At 37.3% G+C, this 18226-nt stretch carries 12 protein-coding genes, 1 pseudogene and 1 riboswitch; of the genes and pseudogenes, 10 read left to right on the top strand and 3 right to left on the bottom strand.

Annotated features, from left to right (window positions below; all coding sequences use genetic code 11):
* Window positions 1–403 precede the first annotated feature (403 nt).
* The 9 genes and pseudogenes from ACOX6R_RS02520 to ACOX6R_RS02480 all read left to right on the top strand — a co-directional run bounded on the left by ACOX6R_RS02520 (window position 404) and on the right by ACOX6R_RS02480 (window position 12529).
* On the top strand, window positions 404–2905 hold the full coding sequence (locus ACOX6R_RS02520; protein ID WP_433446904.1) for a lectin like domain-containing protein: 2502 nt from the start codon (window positions 404–406) through the stop codon (window positions 2903–2905).
* 47 nt (window positions 2906–2952) lie between these two features.
* Window positions 2953–4731, top strand: a complete 1779-nt coding sequence (locus ACOX6R_RS02515) for a CAMP factor family pore-forming toxin (protein ID WP_433446902.1) — start codon at window positions 2953–2955, stop codon at window positions 4729–4731.
* Between the two features lie 10 nt (window positions 4732–4741).
* Window positions 4742–5215 carry a hypothetical protein gene (locus ACOX6R_RS02510; RefSeq protein ID WP_433446900.1) on the top strand — a complete coding sequence of 158 codons (474 nt, stop codon included), beginning with the start codon at window positions 4742–4744 and terminating at the stop codon, window positions 5213–5215.
* A gap of 12 nt (window positions 5216–5227) precedes the next feature.
* A pseudogene (locus tag ACOX6R_RS02505) lies at window positions 5228–5800 on the top strand (CAMP factor family pore-forming toxin); the annotation flags it as partial.
* 140 nt (window positions 5801–5940) lie between these two features.
* Window positions 5941–6993, top strand: coding sequence for a CPBP family intramembrane glutamic endopeptidase (locus ACOX6R_RS02500; protein ID WP_433446898.1), 1053 nt, complete (start codon window positions 5941–5943; stop codon window positions 6991–6993).
* A 111-nt stretch (window positions 6994–7104) separates the two neighbouring features.
* A riboswitch (Fluoride riboswitch) is annotated at window positions 7105–7175 on the top strand.
* Window positions 7176–7217: 42 nt separating this feature from the next.
* A complete protein-coding gene (locus ACOX6R_RS02495) occupies window positions 7218–8417 on the top strand; it encodes a cation:proton antiporter (protein ID WP_433446896.1) in 1200 nt (399 codons plus the stop codon).
* A gap of 55 nt (window positions 8418–8472) precedes the next feature.
* Complete coding sequence (locus ACOX6R_RS02490; RefSeq protein WP_433446894.1) at window positions 8473–9135, top strand: hypothetical protein; 663 nt, start codon at window positions 8473–8475, stop codon at window positions 9133–9135.
* A gap of 81 nt (window positions 9136–9216) precedes the next feature.
* Window positions 9217–10395: a copper amine oxidase N-terminal domain-containing protein gene (locus ACOX6R_RS02485; RefSeq protein ID WP_433446892.1), complete on the top strand. Its 1179-nt coding sequence runs from the start codon at window positions 9217–9219 to the stop codon at window positions 10393–10395.
* 910 nt (window positions 10396–11305) lie between these two features.
* Window positions 11306–12529 (top strand): MFS transporter, encoded by a 1224-nt coding sequence (locus ACOX6R_RS02480; RefSeq protein WP_433446890.1) that lies wholly within the window; start codon window positions 11306–11308, stop codon window positions 12527–12529.
* A gap of 43 nt (window positions 12530–12572) precedes the next feature.
* On the opposite strand, the gene ACOX6R_RS02475 is transcribed toward ACOX6R_RS02480, so the two are convergent.
* Genes ACOX6R_RS02475 through ACOX6R_RS02465 form a run of 3 tightly spaced genes read right to left on the bottom strand, consistent with a single transcriptional unit; the run spans window position 12573 to window position 16361 of the window.
* Window positions 12573–13664: an alanine racemase gene (locus tag ACOX6R_RS02475; protein WP_433446888.1), complete on the bottom strand. Its 1092-nt coding sequence runs from the start codon at window positions 13662–13664 to the stop codon at window positions 12573–12575.
* A 15-nt stretch (window positions 13665–13679) separates the two neighbouring features.
* On the bottom strand, window positions 13680–15029 hold the full coding sequence (locus ACOX6R_RS02470; RefSeq protein ID WP_433446886.1) for a GntP family permease: 1350 nt from the start codon (window positions 15027–15029) through the stop codon (window positions 13680–13682).
* A gap of 12 nt (window positions 15030–15041) precedes the next feature.
* Window positions 15042–16361, bottom strand: a complete 1320-nt coding sequence (locus ACOX6R_RS02465; RefSeq protein WP_433446884.1) for a D-serine ammonia-lyase — start codon at window positions 16359–16361, stop codon at window positions 15042–15044.
* A gap of 189 nt (window positions 16362–16550) precedes the next feature.
* Between ACOX6R_RS02465 and ACOX6R_RS02460 the strand changes: the two genes are divergently transcribed.
* Complete coding sequence (locus tag ACOX6R_RS02460) at window positions 16551–17123, top strand: cupin domain-containing protein (RefSeq protein WP_433446882.1); 573 nt, start codon at window positions 16551–16553, stop codon at window positions 17121–17123.
* The last annotated feature ends 1103 nt before the right edge of the window (window positions 17124–18226 follow it).

Below are 18226 nucleotides of genomic sequence, written 5' to 3'. Positions count from 1 at the left end.
TTCCTTTAAAACTCTATAAGTATTTTTTAAAGGATTTTTCCTGCAATTTATTTTGAGATGAAATGTAAATTTTTTGTATAAAAAAGTTTTCCTGTTTTAATATCCATTTCTTATGTTATAATAAAAACTGTATTTCAAAAAGAGGTAAAACGCATTGTATACACTTTGAATAGAGTATGTAACGTACTTAACAATGTTTTTATTTAATTAAATGTTCGAAAACTTATTTTATTTTCAATTTAGAGAATACTTTTTTAAAAAATACTTATAGAGTTTTAAAGGAAATTCTAAAATTTTTTGGCAGCACACTTTAACGAGTCATCTGTGCACTGCTTTTTCAAAGAGGTATGTTTCGTATTTATTATTTCAACATAAAATATAAAATTTGAATGGAGGTAATCAAGTGAAGAAAAAGTTTAATGCTATTATTTTATTTTTATTGTGTATTAGCCTTTTGTTTGGACCAGTTTTTGCAAATGCAGCTGATCCAAATTCAGTTTTAAAGGATGAAGATTCGATTAAAATTGTCGAAGATTCAAAAGGTGACGGCGAGAGGTTGGAGCTCAGTCCGATTTCAGATGGCTATTTAGAGAGTCAAAAGGCGGGCAATATCGCGTCTCCTCTAAATATTAATTTTAATCACATGAAGGTCGGCTTTAGGAGCATGCCTGAATATGTGCCAGCTCGTTACGATCTCAGGGAAGAAAATAGAGTAAGTCCTGTGAGAAGTCAGGGGCCGAATGGTTCTTGTTGGGCTTTTGCTACATATGGCTCAATGGAGTCTGTGCTTGCAAAGTATGGCAAGTACGATTTTAGTGAAAAGCACCTTCGAAACACTCACGATTTTGATTGGGGACCAAACGACGGGGGCAATAGAGACATTGCAACTGCCTACTTGGCAAGTTGGAAGGGTCCCGTTCGCGAGGCAGATGATCCATATGATCCTGTAATTAGTTTTTCGCCACAGGGACTTGTTCGTTCAATGGAAATCGACAAGGTCATGTATCTTCCCGATGTTGTGAGTGAAAGCGACGCGAGAAATTTAAAGCTTGCGATAATGAAGTACGGCGGAGTTTATACCGTTGTAAATTCTTCTAAATATTATGAGAACGAACGAAACAATTCTTTTTACAACGCTCATGGTGGCCCAGCTGATCACGCTGTGACAATTGTGGGATGGGACGATAATTTTTCTAAAAATAAATTTACTGCCAAGCCACAAAATAACGGCGCCTGGATCTGCAAAAACAGTTGGGGAACTGACTACATGGATAACGGTTACTACTACGTGTCCTACGAAGATGTTCACATAGGAACTTCTAATGCAGTCTTTATCGCAAAAAATATGGATCCAGAGGGAAAGATTTATCAGTACGATCCACTAGGTGCGACTCGTTCTGTTGGTTACAACAAGAAGGGCTTTATGGCAAATGTTTTTAAGGCAAAGGACTCTGAAACTCTACACGAAGTTGGACTTTACAATGTCAGCATGGACACTGATTACAAAATTTACTTAGTTAAGAATATAAAAAAGACGAGCCAGCTTTCAAGCGATAGAGTTGAGATAGCAAGCGGAACTATTGAGTATCCTGGATACTACACAATTGATGTGGGTTCTCACAAGCTAGATAAAAATGAGCAGTTTGCCATAGTTGTATACATGGACTCAACTAGATCAAATTACAGATATCCACTTCCAATTGAAGCTGCGATAAAAAATTATTCGAGCAAAGCCACATCAAATGAGGGTGAGTCCTTCGTCTCACCGACGGGAGAAAGTTGGACAGATCTTTATACTGAAGTGAAAAACGCAAATGCATGTGTAAAGGCAATCACAACGACTGGCGAAGTTCCAAAAAACGACGAGATTGTGCCAGAAGATCCAAATGTCGACGTGATTAAAGAGCCAAATGATGTAGTATTTAACGAGGGCGAAAATGGATTTATTAGAGTAAATAATATTGGAAAACTATCAACAAAAGTTCTGCCAGAAGGTTTTGAAGATACTCCAGTGAAACTTTTTACTCCAAATAGTGATGTGATAAAAGTTGGGGAAGACGGAAAGATAACTCCACTAAAGACGGGCGATGCAAATATTTATGCTGAAATTCAAACGTCAAAGGGAGTTTACAGGAGAAGATTTTATTTAAAGGTCATTCCAAAAGATATAAGGTTCGACCTAATGCCTGAGATTCCAATAATAGGTGAGCAAGATGTGGATAGTGGCGACTACATTCCACCAAAACCAGGCGATGACGACTATCCAACTCCACCAAAGCCAGATATTGACGAGACTCTTCCAAGGTTTTTATCTGTTACAGTTCCATCAATCACTTTAAACGAGGGCGATGATTTTGATTTATCTCAGAAAATAAATATTTATCCGACAACTGCAACACAAAAAGAACTCAGATACTCATCAAGCGATGACGATGTTGTAAGTGTAAGTCGCGACGGAATAATCACTGCAAAGTCAATTGGAAAAGCAAGCGTAAGAGTTATGACTGTAAATAACATTTCAAAAGAAGTAAATGTAAATGTGCTTCCTAAGTTTGACGAAAAAGAACTTCAAATTACAGATATAGAGATTTCAGACAGAAGCGCTGGAATATTTACAGTGACGCTAAGAGCAGAAGAAAATGGAGTGGGTTATTCTGGCCCTGCAATCATAACTACAATTGCAGATTACGAAGATGATAAACCCATTACTCGCGAAAATAGAGTTTACTTTAATAGAGGCGAGGCGACTATTAAATATAACGGCGGACAGTTTGGAGTTTGGAGGACAAACTTTAAGACTGATGTAAAAATTCGAGATAGAGCTTCTAGTATTACTTATGAATTTTCTAAGAAGAGCAAATCGCCTGCAAATATTATTAATGTAGAGGGCGTTATCAATAAATAAGGTATTTAGTTTTCTAAATATAAATAAAATAAGTAAAGGAGGACATTATGAAGAAGTTTACAAAAAGGACGAGTGCTCTTTTAGCACTACTCATGCTTGGATCAGCATTTACTCCAGTCTATGCAAGTAAACTCGAAGTGTCAAAGGCATCTTATTCAGGTGTTGTAATCGAAAATGATTCAGCTAACGGTGAGAGCCTTGAAATTGACGATTCATCTGATGGATCTTTATCTCACAAAGATGAACTTGAAATTTCAGAAGTAAGAGGGGACTTACTCGAGGCACAAAAAGCAGTTGAAGGCATTGAAGTCGATGAAAACGACAAGGAGTACAAGGAAGTCCTTGAAAAGTATGGCGAGGCAGTTACTAAACTTGATGGAGAAATCAATGATTTTGAGGCACAACTTAGACAAAGAGGTAGTATCTCCAACCAAAAAGGTTCTGGAATTTACGATGTAACTTCAATTCCATCAAGAGTTCAGCTTCTAATTAGAATTGGAAGGGCGATTAGGTTTGGGACAACAGAACTTTCCAATAAAGTCGTTGCAGCTCACACAAAACTAACAGAATACATTATGGTGGGCATACTTCACACACTTAATCCATTTGTACAAGAGTCAACAATAATGGAATACATCGCATCCTTTGATGCATTGGAACAAGAGCTATTATCTTATCCCGACTTGTCGCCAGAAGACATAGCGACAATTTACAAAAAGTCAGCTTATCACAGAGTTATTGCAGAAGCAAGAAAGGTGCGAAACGAAGCAAACAGAACTGGCAGAAAATTCCAAGCACAAGAACTAAATAAAGTTATATCAGAATCTGCCGCTTTGTGGTGGAGAATTACTGTAACATGTGGCGAACTTGACGCGCAACAAGAAAAACTTGAAGAGGCAATTGAAAAAGTTGCTGGTCCAAAGATTAGAGTTAAAAGTGTAGAATTTATGGAAGGAAATAAGGGAGCTATTTCTCTAGACAAAAAGACAAAGATAAGCCCCGTGCTACTTCCAGTTGAAGCAAAGAACAAAGACTACATCATCACATCATCTAATCCATATGTTGCAAGAGTAATTGGCGGAGAAATCGTGCCAATAAAAACAGGTAGCGTAAAGATTGAATGTGTATCTAAGGACAGCGCAGTTAAGGGAGTCTTCGAACTTACAGTTCTAAAACCTGGCAAATATTCATCACTACCTATGCTTGAAGCAACAGGAACAAACGACTATTATATGAGCGACGGAGAAGGCAATAACATAGATCCAGTGCCACCTGTTGGAAATGACACAAAAGAAGTTAAGGACATATCTTTTACAGCTCCAAGTGCAGAGCTTAAAGTTAACGAAGAATATGACCTTAAAAAGAGAGTTTTAGTATTTCCAGAAAGAGCAGAGGATAAGAGCCTAACTTTTACATCACAAAATCCTGAAGTTGCAAGTGTAAGTGAAGACGGAATTGTAAGTGCAGTATCAGAAGGAACTTGCAAGATAAAAGTCAGCACAAATAACGGCATCGAAAAATATTTTGTTGTAAAAGTAAATGAAGAAAAAGAAGCTCTATATAATATAGAAAAAATTAACACAACAGAAAGAAAAGGTGGAATCTTTAAAGTAGAAGTAACTGCAACAGAAAATGAAAATCCATACAACGGCCCCTTCGAAGTGACTTTGACATCAGAAGATAAAACTGTTACAAAGAGAGCTTACATGAATAGGGGAAAGGGAGAAGTATCATTTAACGGATTTGACTTTGGAGTTTGGAAAAAAGACTTCAAGGGAGAAGTTTCACTTAAAGATGTAACTCGCGAATTTGAAATAAAATATTAAGGAGGACAATATGAAAAAATTTAAAAACATCATAGCATTTATATTGGCAGTATTAATTCTTGCAAGCTCAACAACTACAGTTTTGGCAAGCGAAATCATCGACGACACAAAAGATGTAGAAGAAAAACTAGAAATAGATGACGTTGCGTTTTATAAACAAAAAATCAAAAGCGTAAGAAACGACGTAAATAATGTAGTAGTAAAAAACGACGACGAACAAAAATTAGTTGACGACTTCAACCAAAAAGCAGACGAATTGGAACAAGGAATCGACGCAACAGTAAAAGCAGAGGAGAAGAAAGTAAATAGCGAAGACCTACAAACTACTGATGGCGACCTAGAAATTGATCCAAGTGTCGATGTAGATAACCAAGAAGGAATTGGATTCTCAAACATCTACGACCTTTCAACAATTCCAACAAGAGTTGAAGTTGTAATCAGAATGGGAAGAGCAATCAGATTTGCAACAACAGAACTTAGATAAAAAGTTGATGCAGCTCATGTAGAAATTGCAGAATACATTACAGTTGGACTACTTCACGCAGTAAACCCATACTCAACAACAGCTGACATGAAGGCATATATCCAAGAATTTGATGCACTTCGCGACAAATTACTATCTTATCCTGACATGGCACTTAACGACACAGCAAATCTATATGTGAGAAGTGACTTAGACGAAAAACTTCACAAGGCGAGATTTTTAAAATACAACGAACTAAAAGACAGACCATCTTATATAATAGAAAAGCTTGACCGCGAAATTGCTGAAATAACAAACCAAAGATTAAAACCACAAGCAACAGTGGCAGAAATCTATCAATTATCTGACAGACTTGATCAAGCAGTATCAGAAGCACTATCTACTGAAGACAGAAGAGCTACAAAAGCAGAAATTGACAGAGTAAAAGAATTAAGAAGCGAAATGAGAAAAGCAAGAAGAATGGGCGACGAAAGAATGGAAGTTGCACAAGTAATAGATAGAGTAAATGAAGAAATGAAAAAAACAAGACCATCACAAATTAATGTAAGAGGCCTTATAAAAACAATGGAAGCATTGATGTACTAATAAATAACTTTACGGCTTGCTCGAGATGGGCAGGCCTTTTTTATTAGAATTTTTATAAAATTGGGTAGAAAATAAAAAATGTATTTAGAAAAATGTCTTCTAAAGATTAATATTTAAAAAAGAAGGCCATGGAGGTAGGAATGGAAAAGAAATTAGAAAAAACGGAACAAAAACTTCTGCAAAACTTTTTGGTTATAACATTTGTTGCGACTTTTGTCCTTGGGATAATAATTTATTTTGCAAAGATAAAGGGCCTCGCGCTTATGGACTTTGCACTCTTTCAAATGTTTTTGCCAGCCTTTGGAGCAATTATAGCAATACTTATTAGTGATCTAGACTTAGAAAAAACAACGAAGAACTTTTACAGGCTCTACATAATAGTTACTGCAATAATATTTGTGGCAACAATTTTTGAATTTGTTGCTAAAGATATGCGTCTTGCAAATTATATTGTCTTAATAGCATCTCTTGTGTTCTTCTTTGTGATAATATTTCAAGATAAATCTAAGAAGGAGGTTGCGAACTTAAACCGCCGCTCCTTTAAAGAGGGCACAAAAGCAGTGCTTACATTTATTGCGATATATATTATTGTCGCTGCGATAAGCCTTGCCCTTGATGGAGAGCTAGAAAACTTTATTAAGAGTTTTAAGGCAAATAAAATAATTTATTTACTTATCGTTATTATAAATTTCTTTTTGAGCTTCTTGCCATTTTTGGGAGAAGAGTATGGATGGAGATTTTTCCTTCAACCGATTTTGCAGAAAAAATACGGAATGAGGATGGGTCTAATCCTTGTTGGACTTATTTGGGGAGTGTGGCATCTGCCATTAAATTTATTTTTCTATTCAGCAAGCGGAACGGAACTTGCATCATTTATAAAACAAATACTTGGTTGCATAGCTCTTGCAATATTTCTTGGATACGCCTACACAAAGGCGGGCTCAATCTGGGTGCCAACAATCATTCACTATCTCAACAACAACCTAGCAGTATTATTTTCAGATAACTTGGATCCGAATGTAATAGAAAATGTTTCCATCACATGGAGCGATGTAGTATTATCAGCAGCAATACTTCTTTTAACATACGGACTATTTATATTCACAAAGTATGACAGCGACGATAAATATAGAGTCCCAAGTGTTTATGAGAGGTTTAAAGTTTTAGAAGACGATGGAGAAGAAAAAGTTTAATTTATTTAAGTTTAACGGCGCATTTAAATTTTTTATTAGGATAAGATACTCTAAAGGTGCTCGTGCAAAATAGATTATGCCTTGACCGAGATTTTAATTCATAATATAATTCTAAGGAAAGGGAATGAAGTTCTCCCTTGGGAAACCTAAACTGCTTAGTAGCTGATGACTTCTACGATTTTGTCGCAGGAGCATCAGCTTTTTTGCGATTATGGGAGGAATTTATGTTAACATCACTTGCACTTATTTTTTTGGTGGGCCTCTTCATGGGCTCAATTTTTAACCTGATTAAACTTCCTAAGATAATTGGAATGCTCATAACGGGAATCATCCTCGGGCCATATGTCTTGGATTTGTTGGATCCGTCAATTTTATCTATATCGGCAGATCTTAGGAAGATGGCGTTAATAATTATTTTGTTAAAGGCGGGGTTATCTCTTGATTTAAAAGATCTTAAAAAAGTAGGAAGGCCTGCAATTTTAATGTCCTTTATGCCAGCAACTTTTGAAATTTTGGCATACACGATTTTTGCACCAAAGATTTTGGGGATAACGACAGTCGAGGCGGCTCTTTGTGGTTCAGTTCTCGGTGCAGTTTCGCCTGCTGTAGTTGTGCCTCGAATGGTAGATTATATTGAAGGAAAGTTTGGCACAGAGAAGGCTATTCCACAGATGATTATGGCTGGCGCATCATGTGATGATATTTTTGTAATAGTTTTATTCACAACATTTTTGGGGATGGCAGAGGGAAGTTCTGCAAATTTTAAAGATTTTTTAAACGTTCCAGTCTCTATAATTTTGGGAGTCGTTATGGGAGCGGCTGTGGGATATGCGCTCTATTATTATTTTGAGAGATGCTATCGGAAAAAGAGATACATCAGAAACAGCATCAAGGTCATAATCCTTCTTGGATTTTCCTTTCTTCTCGTTGCTATCGAAGGCTGGCTTGAAGGAAAAGTTGCAGTGTCTGGACTTATTGCAGTTGTGGCTATGGCAAGCGTACTAAAGATGAAGAGCACAGTTTTTGTTTCGAAAAGGCTCTCAGAAAAGTTCGGCAAGCTTTGGATAGCTGCTGAAGTTATGCTATTTGTTTTAGTGGGTGCAGCAGTTGATGTTCGCTACACAGTGGATGCTGGTCTTGCTGCAGTTTTGATGATTTTTATTGCCCTAGTCGTTCGCTCTATTGGAGTATTTATATCTGTAATGGGAACAGATTTAGATGCAAAGGAGAGGGCGTTTTGCGTCATAAGTTATTTGCCAAAGGCGACAGTTCAGGCTGCAATTGGATCAGTCCCACTTTCAATGGGTCTTGCTTCTGGTAAAATTATTCTTTCAGTTGCAGTAATGGCAATTATAATAACGGCACCTCTTGGGGCAATTGGAATGGACTACACTCACAAGAGATTTTTGAAGAGGGAAGTTTAGTTTTTATATATTCTTGAAACAAAGTTAAAGGGGTATAATCAAAACAGGTGATACAATGAATGAAAAATATTTGAGCTTTTTAATATCAGAGCTCATTTTTACAATAGACGATTTAGAAATTAATCAAAAGCAAGAGATTACCTCAAAGTATGATGAAACTTTCGGCGAGCTTGAAAGCATTGCTGAGGAGCTTAATTTAAATATTAGAATACTTAGAAGAAAAATTGAACTAATAAACACTCACACTCCACAAGATGTGGAAGAGATCATAAAAAAGGAATTTAAAGAGGAAGAAAAGTCTGAAGAAGTACAAGAGATAAATACAAAAGTAGACAAAAAAGAATTAGACGACATCTATAGAGAGATAATAAATAGAGTAAGTCCTGTGCTATACGACTTTTCTCACGAAGATTTCGACAAGATTAAAGAACATTATAAAAATAAAGACCTAGAAAGCTTAAGAAAGATTAAAAAAGAATTGCCAAAACTTTCTTTAAAATTATCGGAAGAAGAGCTTGAAGAGACGCGAGAAGATTTGGAATACAAAATTGCATTTATATTAAAAGAGTTCCCCTTCAATCAGATGGAACTTTTAGAAAATCACGACGCCGTTGTATATAATTTGCAAAAATTAGAGCAGCTCTGCGAAGATTACAAGATGATGTATGCAAGTTTGCAAGAAGAGTACAATCTAAAGGCAGCTAGGTTTTCATACTGAGTTTTTGTAATCTCGATGTAACTTGAAATCGAAATAAAAAAAAGCTAAGTGGGTAATTCATATAAAGAGAAGGAGGTTATTATGAAAAAGATACTTAAAAGACTTGGCCTTGTCTTTATACTTTCAGTCTTTATCTTAAATACAGTTACAGCAAATGAAAACAAAGACATAAACTTAATAGTAAACGGATTTAAAATCGACACAGAAGAAAAACCTTTCATCGAGAACGGAAGGACACTTGTTCCTGTGCGCGTGATATCAGAAAACCTTGGCTATAAAGTTAATTGGGTAGAAAAGACGAATCAGGTAAAAATTACAAAGGACGGACAAGTGGTAACACTTACTGTTGGAGATAGGAACGTCGAAGTGAGAAAGGGCGACATAATTACAGATGGTGAAATTGACGTATCTCCTAAGATCGTAAAAGATAGAGTCTTCGTTCCACTAAGATTTATCGCAGAAACTTATGACGAAAAAATTGGTTGGAACGAAAACATGAGACTGGTTTGGGTCGGAGACTACAAATTTATTTTAGATAAAGATGTAAACTTAAAGGCGCGCGAAAGAAGAGAATTTCCAGAAATTGGACTTGTGATGTACTTGCCAAAAGATTTCGATGAGAAAATTATGACAAGGTTTAATATCGAAAACAATGCCTATGACTTTTACACAAAAGATAGAGGAGAGTACCTTGCAAGTATTGCAAAGGCCTATGACAGAAGCATGAGTGAAATCATCCCGACACAGATAATAAAATATGAAGATGGATTTTTCACAGAAATAAATTATCCATCAGATGTGCAGTTCACTAAAGAAACTGAGAAAGATTATTTTGACAAGCTCTCTTATTTAAAAGAAGTGTTTCAAACTATAGAATTTGAAAAGAACTTGAAGGAAGAAGAAAAATTTGTGGGCTATATAAACGGAATTGACTTTAAAAAGAATGAAGTAAACTTTGATCCAGCAGAATTTATTTCAATAAATAATCTAAAGAGGCAAAAGGATTTAATGATTGGAAAAGACTTGGGTCCAAATGTATATAACGACAAGGACGAAGAGAAGATTTATAAATTATCAAAAGACTGCAAATTTTATATTATAAGAAGGGGCGATGTAGTCGTAAATGCCTATGAAGTAGACCGCGACACATTTAAAAAATATTTTGACTCCGAGAAAATTAAATCGCCGTTTTGGGTAAAATTTGACGGCGATGAAGTAAAAGAATTTGTAGAAATTTATATTAAGCCTGGAACTAATTAAGTGCAAAAGCTGACCTTAGGGTCAGTTTTTTGTTTGTTAGATAGATTATAAATGATGTGGGAAAGTTTAATAAAGCTTAAAAATAATTATTTATAAAAAAACTTTGGGCATAGTCACAAATTGTTCATATGACGACGTACCTACTCCGTCATCCCGAGCGTTAGTCGAGGGATCTGCAAAGCAGTCGAGCGAGACCTTATCGTCTTAGAGAAACAGCGTAAAAAATTAATGAAAAAATAAAACAAACGAAAAAAGGTATGGCAAAGGAACCGCTCGAGGCCGCTAGGCCAAGTAACGTTCCCTTGCCATATCCTTTTTTCTATTTATAAAAATTAAGAAAATATTGGGAAAGGTAATGAATTAAACTCCAAAAAACCTCCACACCCCGTCATCCCGAGCGTTAGTCGAGGGATCTGCACCTTGTGGAGAAATAACCTACTCGTCTTAACATAACGGCCTTATGGGCATACCCCTAGACACAATTTGGTAAAGACGACGACACATCGCAAGAGGACTTTACAGATCCTTCGACTCCACTCCAGGCTTTGCCTTCCGTTACGCTCAGGATGACGCTCCATGAGGTGTTATCCATATAATGCAGATGAACTATGGCACAGTCACAACCTATTTGAGTCACAATGCTCACACTCCGTCATCCCGATCGTAAGTCGAGGGATCTGAACCTTGTGAAGAAACAGCCTAAGCGTCTTAACACAACAGCCTTATGGGTATACCCCTAGACACAATTTGGTAAAGACGATGACACATCGCAATATAGCAGTACAGATCCTTCACCTCTGTCGTCATCTCGCCCTTCATTCATCCAGGATTAAAGTTAGAATATTATTCAAAACCACAACCCAAACATCCTTTAAGTGATATAATGTTATAAAAAATAAAGGACTCTGTTATGAAAAAGAAAAATTTATCTAATGCAATGATTTTTATTATTTTATTCGGAATTGTCAGTCTCTTCTCTGACATGACTCACGAAGGTGCATCGAGTATAAGGGGAGCATATCTTGCACTTCTTGGTGCTTCTGCCGGCACAATTGGTTTTATCTCAGGTCTTGGCGAGCTCGTCGGTTATTCAATGCGCTATGTTTTTGGGAAAATTACAGACAAGACTCACAAGTATTGGAGCATGACGATTTTTGGATATATCTTAGACATAATCGCGGTGCCTGCTCTTGCCTTTGTAAGCGAAGGCGGCTGGGTGATGGCATGTGCGCTTCTTATTATCCAAAGGATGGGCAAGGCGATTAAGAAGCCTGCCAAGGATACCATCATGTCTTTTGCGGCATCACAAGAGGGTGCGGGCAAGAGTTTTGGAATTCAAGAACTGCTAGATCAAATCGGCGCCTTCCTCGGCCCAGTGCTTTTGTATCTCGTCATGTTATCTAAGACAAGTGGCACAACTTTTGAGATTTATAGGACATGCTTTGCCATACTTGCAGTCCCTGGTGCCATAACCATCATAATGCTATTTGTAACTAAACATAAATTTCCAAATCCAGAGCATTTTGAACCTGAGCCAAAGGAATATGTGCCTTTTAAGATGAAAAAATCCTTCATCTACTACATCGTGGGCATCAGTTTATTTTCTTTCGGCTTTATCGATTATTCGCTAATCATAATGCACGTTTCTATACATTTTACTTCTATTGCAAGTGGCCTTTATGAGACTTCATCAATTATAAATAGCGAGACTGTTCCTCTTCTATATGCTGGGGCAATGTTAATTGATGCAGTTGCGGCTCTATTCTTCGGCTATATGTACGACAAAAAGGGAGTGAAGGCTCTAGTTATTTCGACAATTATCTCCGCTCCGTTTTCTCTATTTGTTTTCGGATTTAATTCTGTTCCAGCAGTTTTATTTGGAATTGCACTTTGGGGTGTCGGAATGGGCGCGCAAGAGTCAATTTTAAAGGCGGCTGTCACATCAGTTGTTCCAAAGACGAGCCGCGCCACAGGATATGGAATTTTTGAAATGTCCTTTGGAATTTTTTGGTTCTTGGGCAGTTGGTTACTGGGTGTGCTATACGATGTGAGCATTCCTCTTATGATTGGAATTTCTATAATAGCACAGCTTCTCGCGATTCCATTTTATTTTATGTCAACAAAGAAAGCTTAATTAAAAAACACCACGACTCCAATGGAGCCGTTTTTTTGTACTTTTATTTAATTGAGTTTTCTCTTATGTCTACTTCAATAATCCTTTCCACTTCATCACCTCTAAATCCATAGAGATAAGATGTGGAATTTGCTGTTGAGCATGAGTGGTTTGGAATAATTTCTATCCTCTCGCCTAGTTTTAAGTCATTTGATTTAAGCTTTCCAACTTCTTCAGATAAGCTATCTACAATTGAAGAGGAATGTCCAATAATTTTTCCGTGTCCCACTATGCTGTCGTTTCCGTGAGCTCCCTTATCAAGAGCCAAACATTTTGAGCCTGCATCTATTAAAAATTTGTCCTCTTCGGGATTAGATATTACAGATGCCAAAACTCTAAGTGCGCAGTCACTTTCCTTTGCTATGCCAAGTGAAATTTGGATTGAGTCAAGGTATACATAGTTGCCTGGATGGAAAATATTTATCACATCGCTTTTAACTGCATAAGGAAAAGTTGGAGTTGATCCAGAGCTTACTATCTCGCATTTAATATTATTTTTTAAAAGTTCATCCTTTACATACTTAAGTGAACTTATCTCATCTTCCACATACTTTGGAAGTTCGTCGCCGCTCTTTGCAGAATAAACATGACCAGGGTGAGAGGAGATTCCCTTAAATACAAAACAGCTAAGTTTGTTTATTGCCTCGATTGTTTTAAGTGCATCTTCTTTTTTAACTCCAAATCTATTTAGTCCGCAGTTTATTATAAGTGTGTAGTTTATTTTTGTGTCATCTTTTATTTCTTTTTCGATTAACTCTGCCTGTCTTATGTCGTCAAGTCGAATGATAAAATTCGTCTTCTTAGAAAGCTTAATTATTCTATCAATTGCAAGTTTGTCGGTCACGGGATAGGCATACATAACATTAGAAAATCCAAGTTCTGCTGCTCTTTCGCACTCGCCGAGGTTTCCACACAACACTCCCGTTGCTCCAGCGTCCTTTTGCATTTTCATTATCTCGCTGGACTTGTGTGTCTTAATCATTGGCCAAATTTCTTTGTCATTATCCTTCGCCATATTGTGAAAGTTTTTAATATTATTTTCAAGTGCGTCAAGATCTAGTATTATGGCTGGTGTCTTTAGTTCATTTAGTTTCATAAAATCTCTCCTTTGTCATAGTAAGATAAATTTCAACAAGTAAACACAAATTATACCTGTAAGTGATTGAGCGACAGATGCCACTGTAAATGTTTTGTAGGCAGTCTCTGTGCTAATTCCAAGAGTTGATGAAGCAACCCAGAAGAAATCGTCGTTTGCGTGGAATAACATCGCTCCACCTGATGCACAGGCAAGCATTGCAAGGACTCTACCCATTGGTGTTGCCATTCCAAGTACATCAAGAAGTGGTGCAAGCATGCTCGCTGCTGTAACCATTGCAACTGTACCTGATCCAATTGCAGTTCTAAATATTGCGCCGATTATAAATGGAGCAAGAAGTCCTATGTCAATTCCTGAGAAGAAGTTAATCAAAATATCTTGTAGGGGAGATGCTTTTAACACTCCACCAAAAGCTCCACCAGCACCAACGATTAAAACTATTTGGCCGGCAGTCTTTAAAGATTCACCAAATTCTCCGTCGAATGTGTATACATCTTTGTCTTCTGGATGAATTTTAAAATATCCAACAAGGGCAATGATAAGACCAATTAAAAGGGCAATCATTGGAGTTCCAAAGAAGTTTATAACTTTTACAAATCCAGTTTCGCCGCCCTGTGCTATTGTCATATCAGAGAATGTTTTAATTAGCATTAAAATAATTGGCATGACAATTGGAGCAAAAGACATAAAAGGTGATGGAAGGTCGTGAACTTCTTCAGCCATGTCTTCAATATCGTCAGGAATGGAATAATATTTTTCTCCCATTCTATCTGCTAAAAAGTGTGCAACGAGCATTACTGGAATAGAAACGAGTGCACCAAAGCCAATTACATAGCCAAGGTCTGCTCCCAAAATTCCTGCAACTGAAAGTGGTCCAGGTGTTGGAGGCACAAACATGTGAGTTGCGTGAAGACCCATTGTAAGTGATACGCCAATTGCAGTTATTGAAATTTTTGTATCTTTTGAAATTCTTTTTGCAATTGGAGCAAGTAAAACTATTGCTGCATCACAAAATACTGGAATAGATACAAAGTATCCTGTGATTGCAAGTCCAAGGGAGGCGTGCTTTTCTCCTGTAATTTTTAAAATACTCTGAGCCATTGTCTCTACGGCGCCACTCTTTTCCAGTAGACTTCCCGTAACTGTACCAATTGCAATGACAACGCCTATGCCTGCAATTGTTCCTCCCATTCCTTTAGTAAAGGCAGAAAGAACATTTTCCATCCCCATTCCAGACAGAAGTCCAAAGGCAAAGGAAGCCATTAAGAGTGAGAAGAATGGATGGATTTTAAACTTAACTGTTCCAATGATTAGAACAGCAAGGCCCACAACGAGGGCGATTATTGTAATAACTTGATGGTTCATAAATTTCTCCTATTATAAATAAGTTTTTAAATATTCTTCCATAATTTCTTTAGGAACGAGCTTGCCACCAGTTGCCCAAGCAATGTGTGAAGAATTATCCATTTTATCTTTTAAATCATTGTCTTCTAAATATTTTAAAGTAGCATCGTAATCATTTAGTTTAACCACACCTTCAAAGGCAGCGCAAGAAGATGGTTCAATTTGAATGCCTTCGTTGTCGTTTAAAAGTCTCATGTAGTCAAAAAGTTTGTCATCAGAAATTGTAAAGATTCCGCTAAGCATTGTATCCATTACTCCGCCAACAAAACCAGATGGTCGTCCAACAGCAAGTCCGTCTGCTTCAGTTTTGCCGTCTATGCCAAAATCTTGCACTGAGATTTCGCCGTTAAGCCCAGTTGCCATTCCAACGAGCATTGCTGGTGCGTGAGTTGGCTCAATGAAAAATACATGGGCGTTATCGCCGAATATTTTCTTAATGCCAAAAGTAACTCCTCCAGGTGAACCACCAACGCCACAAGGAATGTAGACAAATAGTGGGTGGTCCTTGTCGACTGTGATGTTTTTGTCTTTAAGCTGTTTTTCTAGCCTTAGAGCTGCAACAGCATATCCCATAAATAGAGTCATGGAATTTTCGTCGTCAACGAAGTAAGAATTTGGATCTTTATCGGATTCGCGTCTTCCCTCATCTACAGCAGCAGTAAAGTCTCCGTCGTATTCCTTTACAGTTGCACCTTTGCTTCTTAGCAGATCTTTTTTCCACTGTTTCGCGTCGTTTGACATGTGCACAATTACATTAAAGCCAAGAGTCGCAGAAGTAATTCCAATGGAAAGACCTAAGTTTCCAGTTGAACCAACTTGGATAGTGTACTTAGAGAAGAATTTTCTATTCTCATCATTTGCAAGCACAGAATAATCATCGTCTTCAGTTATTAAACCATTTTCAAGTGCGAGTTTCTCAGCGTGGTATAAAACTTCGTATATGCCACCGCGTGCCTTAATTGATCCTGCAACAGCAAGGTGTGAGTCCATCTTTAGATAAAGGTCTCCAAGAAAGTTATAGTCGTCTTTCATCACTTTTTCCAGGTTTGAGATTCTCTTTAGCGGAGATTCAATTATGCCGTCATACTCCCTTGTGTCTTCAAAATATTTTTTGAGAAGTGGTGCAAAGCGCCTAAGTCTATTGTCAGCGTCTTTTATCTCTTCCATTCCAAAGTCAATATTTTTCCAAACAGCGGCGCCAGTTTTCTTATTTGGATTGATCCAAACAGTCGGTTTTAAATTTTTTACATCTTCCAAAACAGGTTCGTTTTCAATAAATTTTTTAACGTCCATAGCTCCTCCTTTATTAAACACATAATACCATAACATCTTCTGTTATCATAGTAACGTGGGGCGCATTTTCTGTCAATAAAATTAAATAAAATGTGAGTAAATAAACATGATTAAATAAATATATCTCTAATTATTTGATTTAAAAAACTTGGCAAAGTGTGGTATAATATCTATATTTGGGGTGAGTATATGGACAATAATTTATTAGGAAAAAAACTTAAAGAGGAGAGACTTGAAAGAGGTTTATCGATAAAAGAAGTGGCAGAAAAAATTGAAGTATCCTCATCACTTCTAAGTCAAATAGAAAGAGGACTTGCCATGCCAAGTTTAAACACACTTAGACTATTGGCAGATTTCTTTGAAGTACCTATGTTTTCACTATTCATGTCTCCTAAAGAAAAATCAGAACAAGTGGAAGTAGTTAGAAGAAACGACAGAATACATATAACCGACGGAAAACCTACAGAAAACGAAGATAAGTTTAGCTATGAGCTTTTAACTCCAGATTTAAAAGGAGAGTTGCAACTGTGTGAACTTAACCTTGGACCAGGAGAGGTGAGTTCATCAAAACTTAAGATGCACGACGCAGAAGAAGTTGCCACTTGCATTGAAGGTGAGATAGTCTTTATAACAGATGACAAAGAAATTCCAGTAAAGACAGGCGACACAGTAAGAATAAAAAGAAATACTCTACACACATGGAGAAATGATGGCGATAAAAATTGCAGACTCATATTTGCAATGACTCCGCCAATATTTTAATATCAATAATTTTAACGAACTAACACTCTGCATTGCAGGGTGTTTTATTGTATGTGGAAAACTCGAAGTCCGTTATCCCTAATGGATTACAACTTGTATTCCCCACACAGCGTCTCCATTCGTCATCTTGAGCGTAAGCCGAGGGATCTGCAAAGTAGTAGGGCGAGAACTAATCGTCTTAATGAGAAAACCTTAAGGTTAAATCGTAAATAACTTAATCTCAAAACTGCATTTTGCATTCCCTTTTGCGAGGAAGGGAAGGGGGCTTCCGCTCTTCCGCTGCGATTGTCCCCTTCCCTCTCCTCGCGCACCAACTCAGGCCCCCAACGCCCACTTCGGAGAACGTGTTGAACTTACTTGGTTTTTTAGTAATCCGCAAAAAGCCTAAATTTCATAACTCGCGGGTTGTAATTTTTGTTAAGTTTATTCTTTATAACTCTTTTCTTTAGCTCAAAGTAGTTATTGTGTTTCGCTCAAACAAATGAAATTTTTAACGGCTTTTTGCGAAACTCTTCTGCTTCATATCACTCCAAACCTCTTTCTTATCAAGACGACAACACATAGCTCCCACGACTCTACAGATCCTTCGACTCCACTCCAGGCTTACGCCTTCCGTTTCGCTCAGGATGACGTTGGATGAGGTCTTTTCCTGATATCGTGACTAAATTGCTTACACTTGCTGTTATCTTTTACCCGTCATCTTGAGCGAGCGTGAAACGCGAGTCGAAAGATCTGCAAAGTAGTCTTGTGAGAACTATTCGTCTTAACGAAGAAGCGTAAAGGAGAATGACTCCAATACACAACGTGGTTAAGACGACAACACATCGCTCCCGAGTCTGTACAGATCCTTCGACTCCGTCGTCGCTTTGCTCCTCCTTCGCTCAGGATGATGCCCAATAAGGTCTTTTCCTGATATCTAACGAATTGTCTATATTTGCTGTTGTCTTTTACCCGTCATCCCGAGCGAGCAAGGCGAGTCGAGGGATCTGCACCTTGAGGAGAAACAACATAAGCGTCTTAACGAGAAAACTTTAAGGGGAAACTCCAAAACATTCTATCTTTAAGACAAAAACACATCGCCACCATCACCCTACAGATCCTTT

The sequence above is a fragment of the Peptoniphilus sp. genome (assembly GCF_050943655.1).
In the GTDB taxonomy this organism is placed as follows: domain Bacteria; phylum Bacillota; class Clostridia; order Tissierellales; family Peptoniphilaceae; genus Peptoniphilus_A.
Note: the sequence above shows the minus strand (reverse complement) of the source record. Positions and strands in the feature narration are given on the sequence as shown.

Excerpts from the sequence above, each read along its gene's own strand:
- ACOX6R_RS02500 (WP_433446898.1), top strand. The coding sequence starts at position 5,941 with ATGGAAAAGAAATTAGAAAAAACGGAACAAAAACTTCTGCAAAACTTT.
- ACOX6R_RS02490 (WP_433446894.1), top strand. The coding sequence starts at position 8,473 with ATGAATGAAAAATATTTGAGCTTTTTAATATCAGAGCTCATTTTTACA.
- ACOX6R_RS02495 (WP_433446896.1), top strand. The coding sequence starts at position 7,218 with ATGTTAACATCACTTGCACTTATTTTTTTGGTGGGCCTCTTCATGGGC.
- ACOX6R_RS02475 (WP_433446888.1), bottom strand. The coding sequence starts at position 13,664 with ATGAAACTAAATGAACTAAAGACACCAGCCATAATACTAGATCTTGAC.
- ACOX6R_RS02515 (WP_433446902.1), top strand. The coding sequence starts at position 2,953 with ATGAAGAAGTTTACAAAAAGGACGAGTGCTCTTTTAGCACTACTCATG.
- ACOX6R_RS02485 (WP_433446892.1), top strand. The coding sequence starts at position 9,217 with ATGAAAAAGATACTTAAAAGACTTGGCCTTGTCTTTATACTTTCAGTC.
- ACOX6R_RS02465 (WP_433446884.1), bottom strand. The coding sequence starts at position 16,361 with ATGGACGTTAAAAAATTTATTGAAAACGAACCTGTTTTGGAAGATGTA.
- ACOX6R_RS02510 (WP_433446900.1), top strand. The coding sequence starts at position 4,742 with ATGAAAAAATTTAAAAACATCATAGCATTTATATTGGCAGTATTAATT.
- ACOX6R_RS02470 (WP_433446886.1), bottom strand. The coding sequence starts at position 15,029 with ATGAACCATCAAGTTATTACAATAATCGCCCTCGTTGTGGGCCTTGCT.
- ACOX6R_RS02460 (WP_433446882.1), top strand. The coding sequence starts at position 16,551 with ATGGACAATAATTTATTAGGAAAAAAACTTAAAGAGGAGAGACTTGAA.
- ACOX6R_RS02480 (WP_433446890.1), top strand. The coding sequence starts at position 11,306 with ATGAAAAAGAAAAATTTATCTAATGCAATGATTTTTATTATTTTATTC.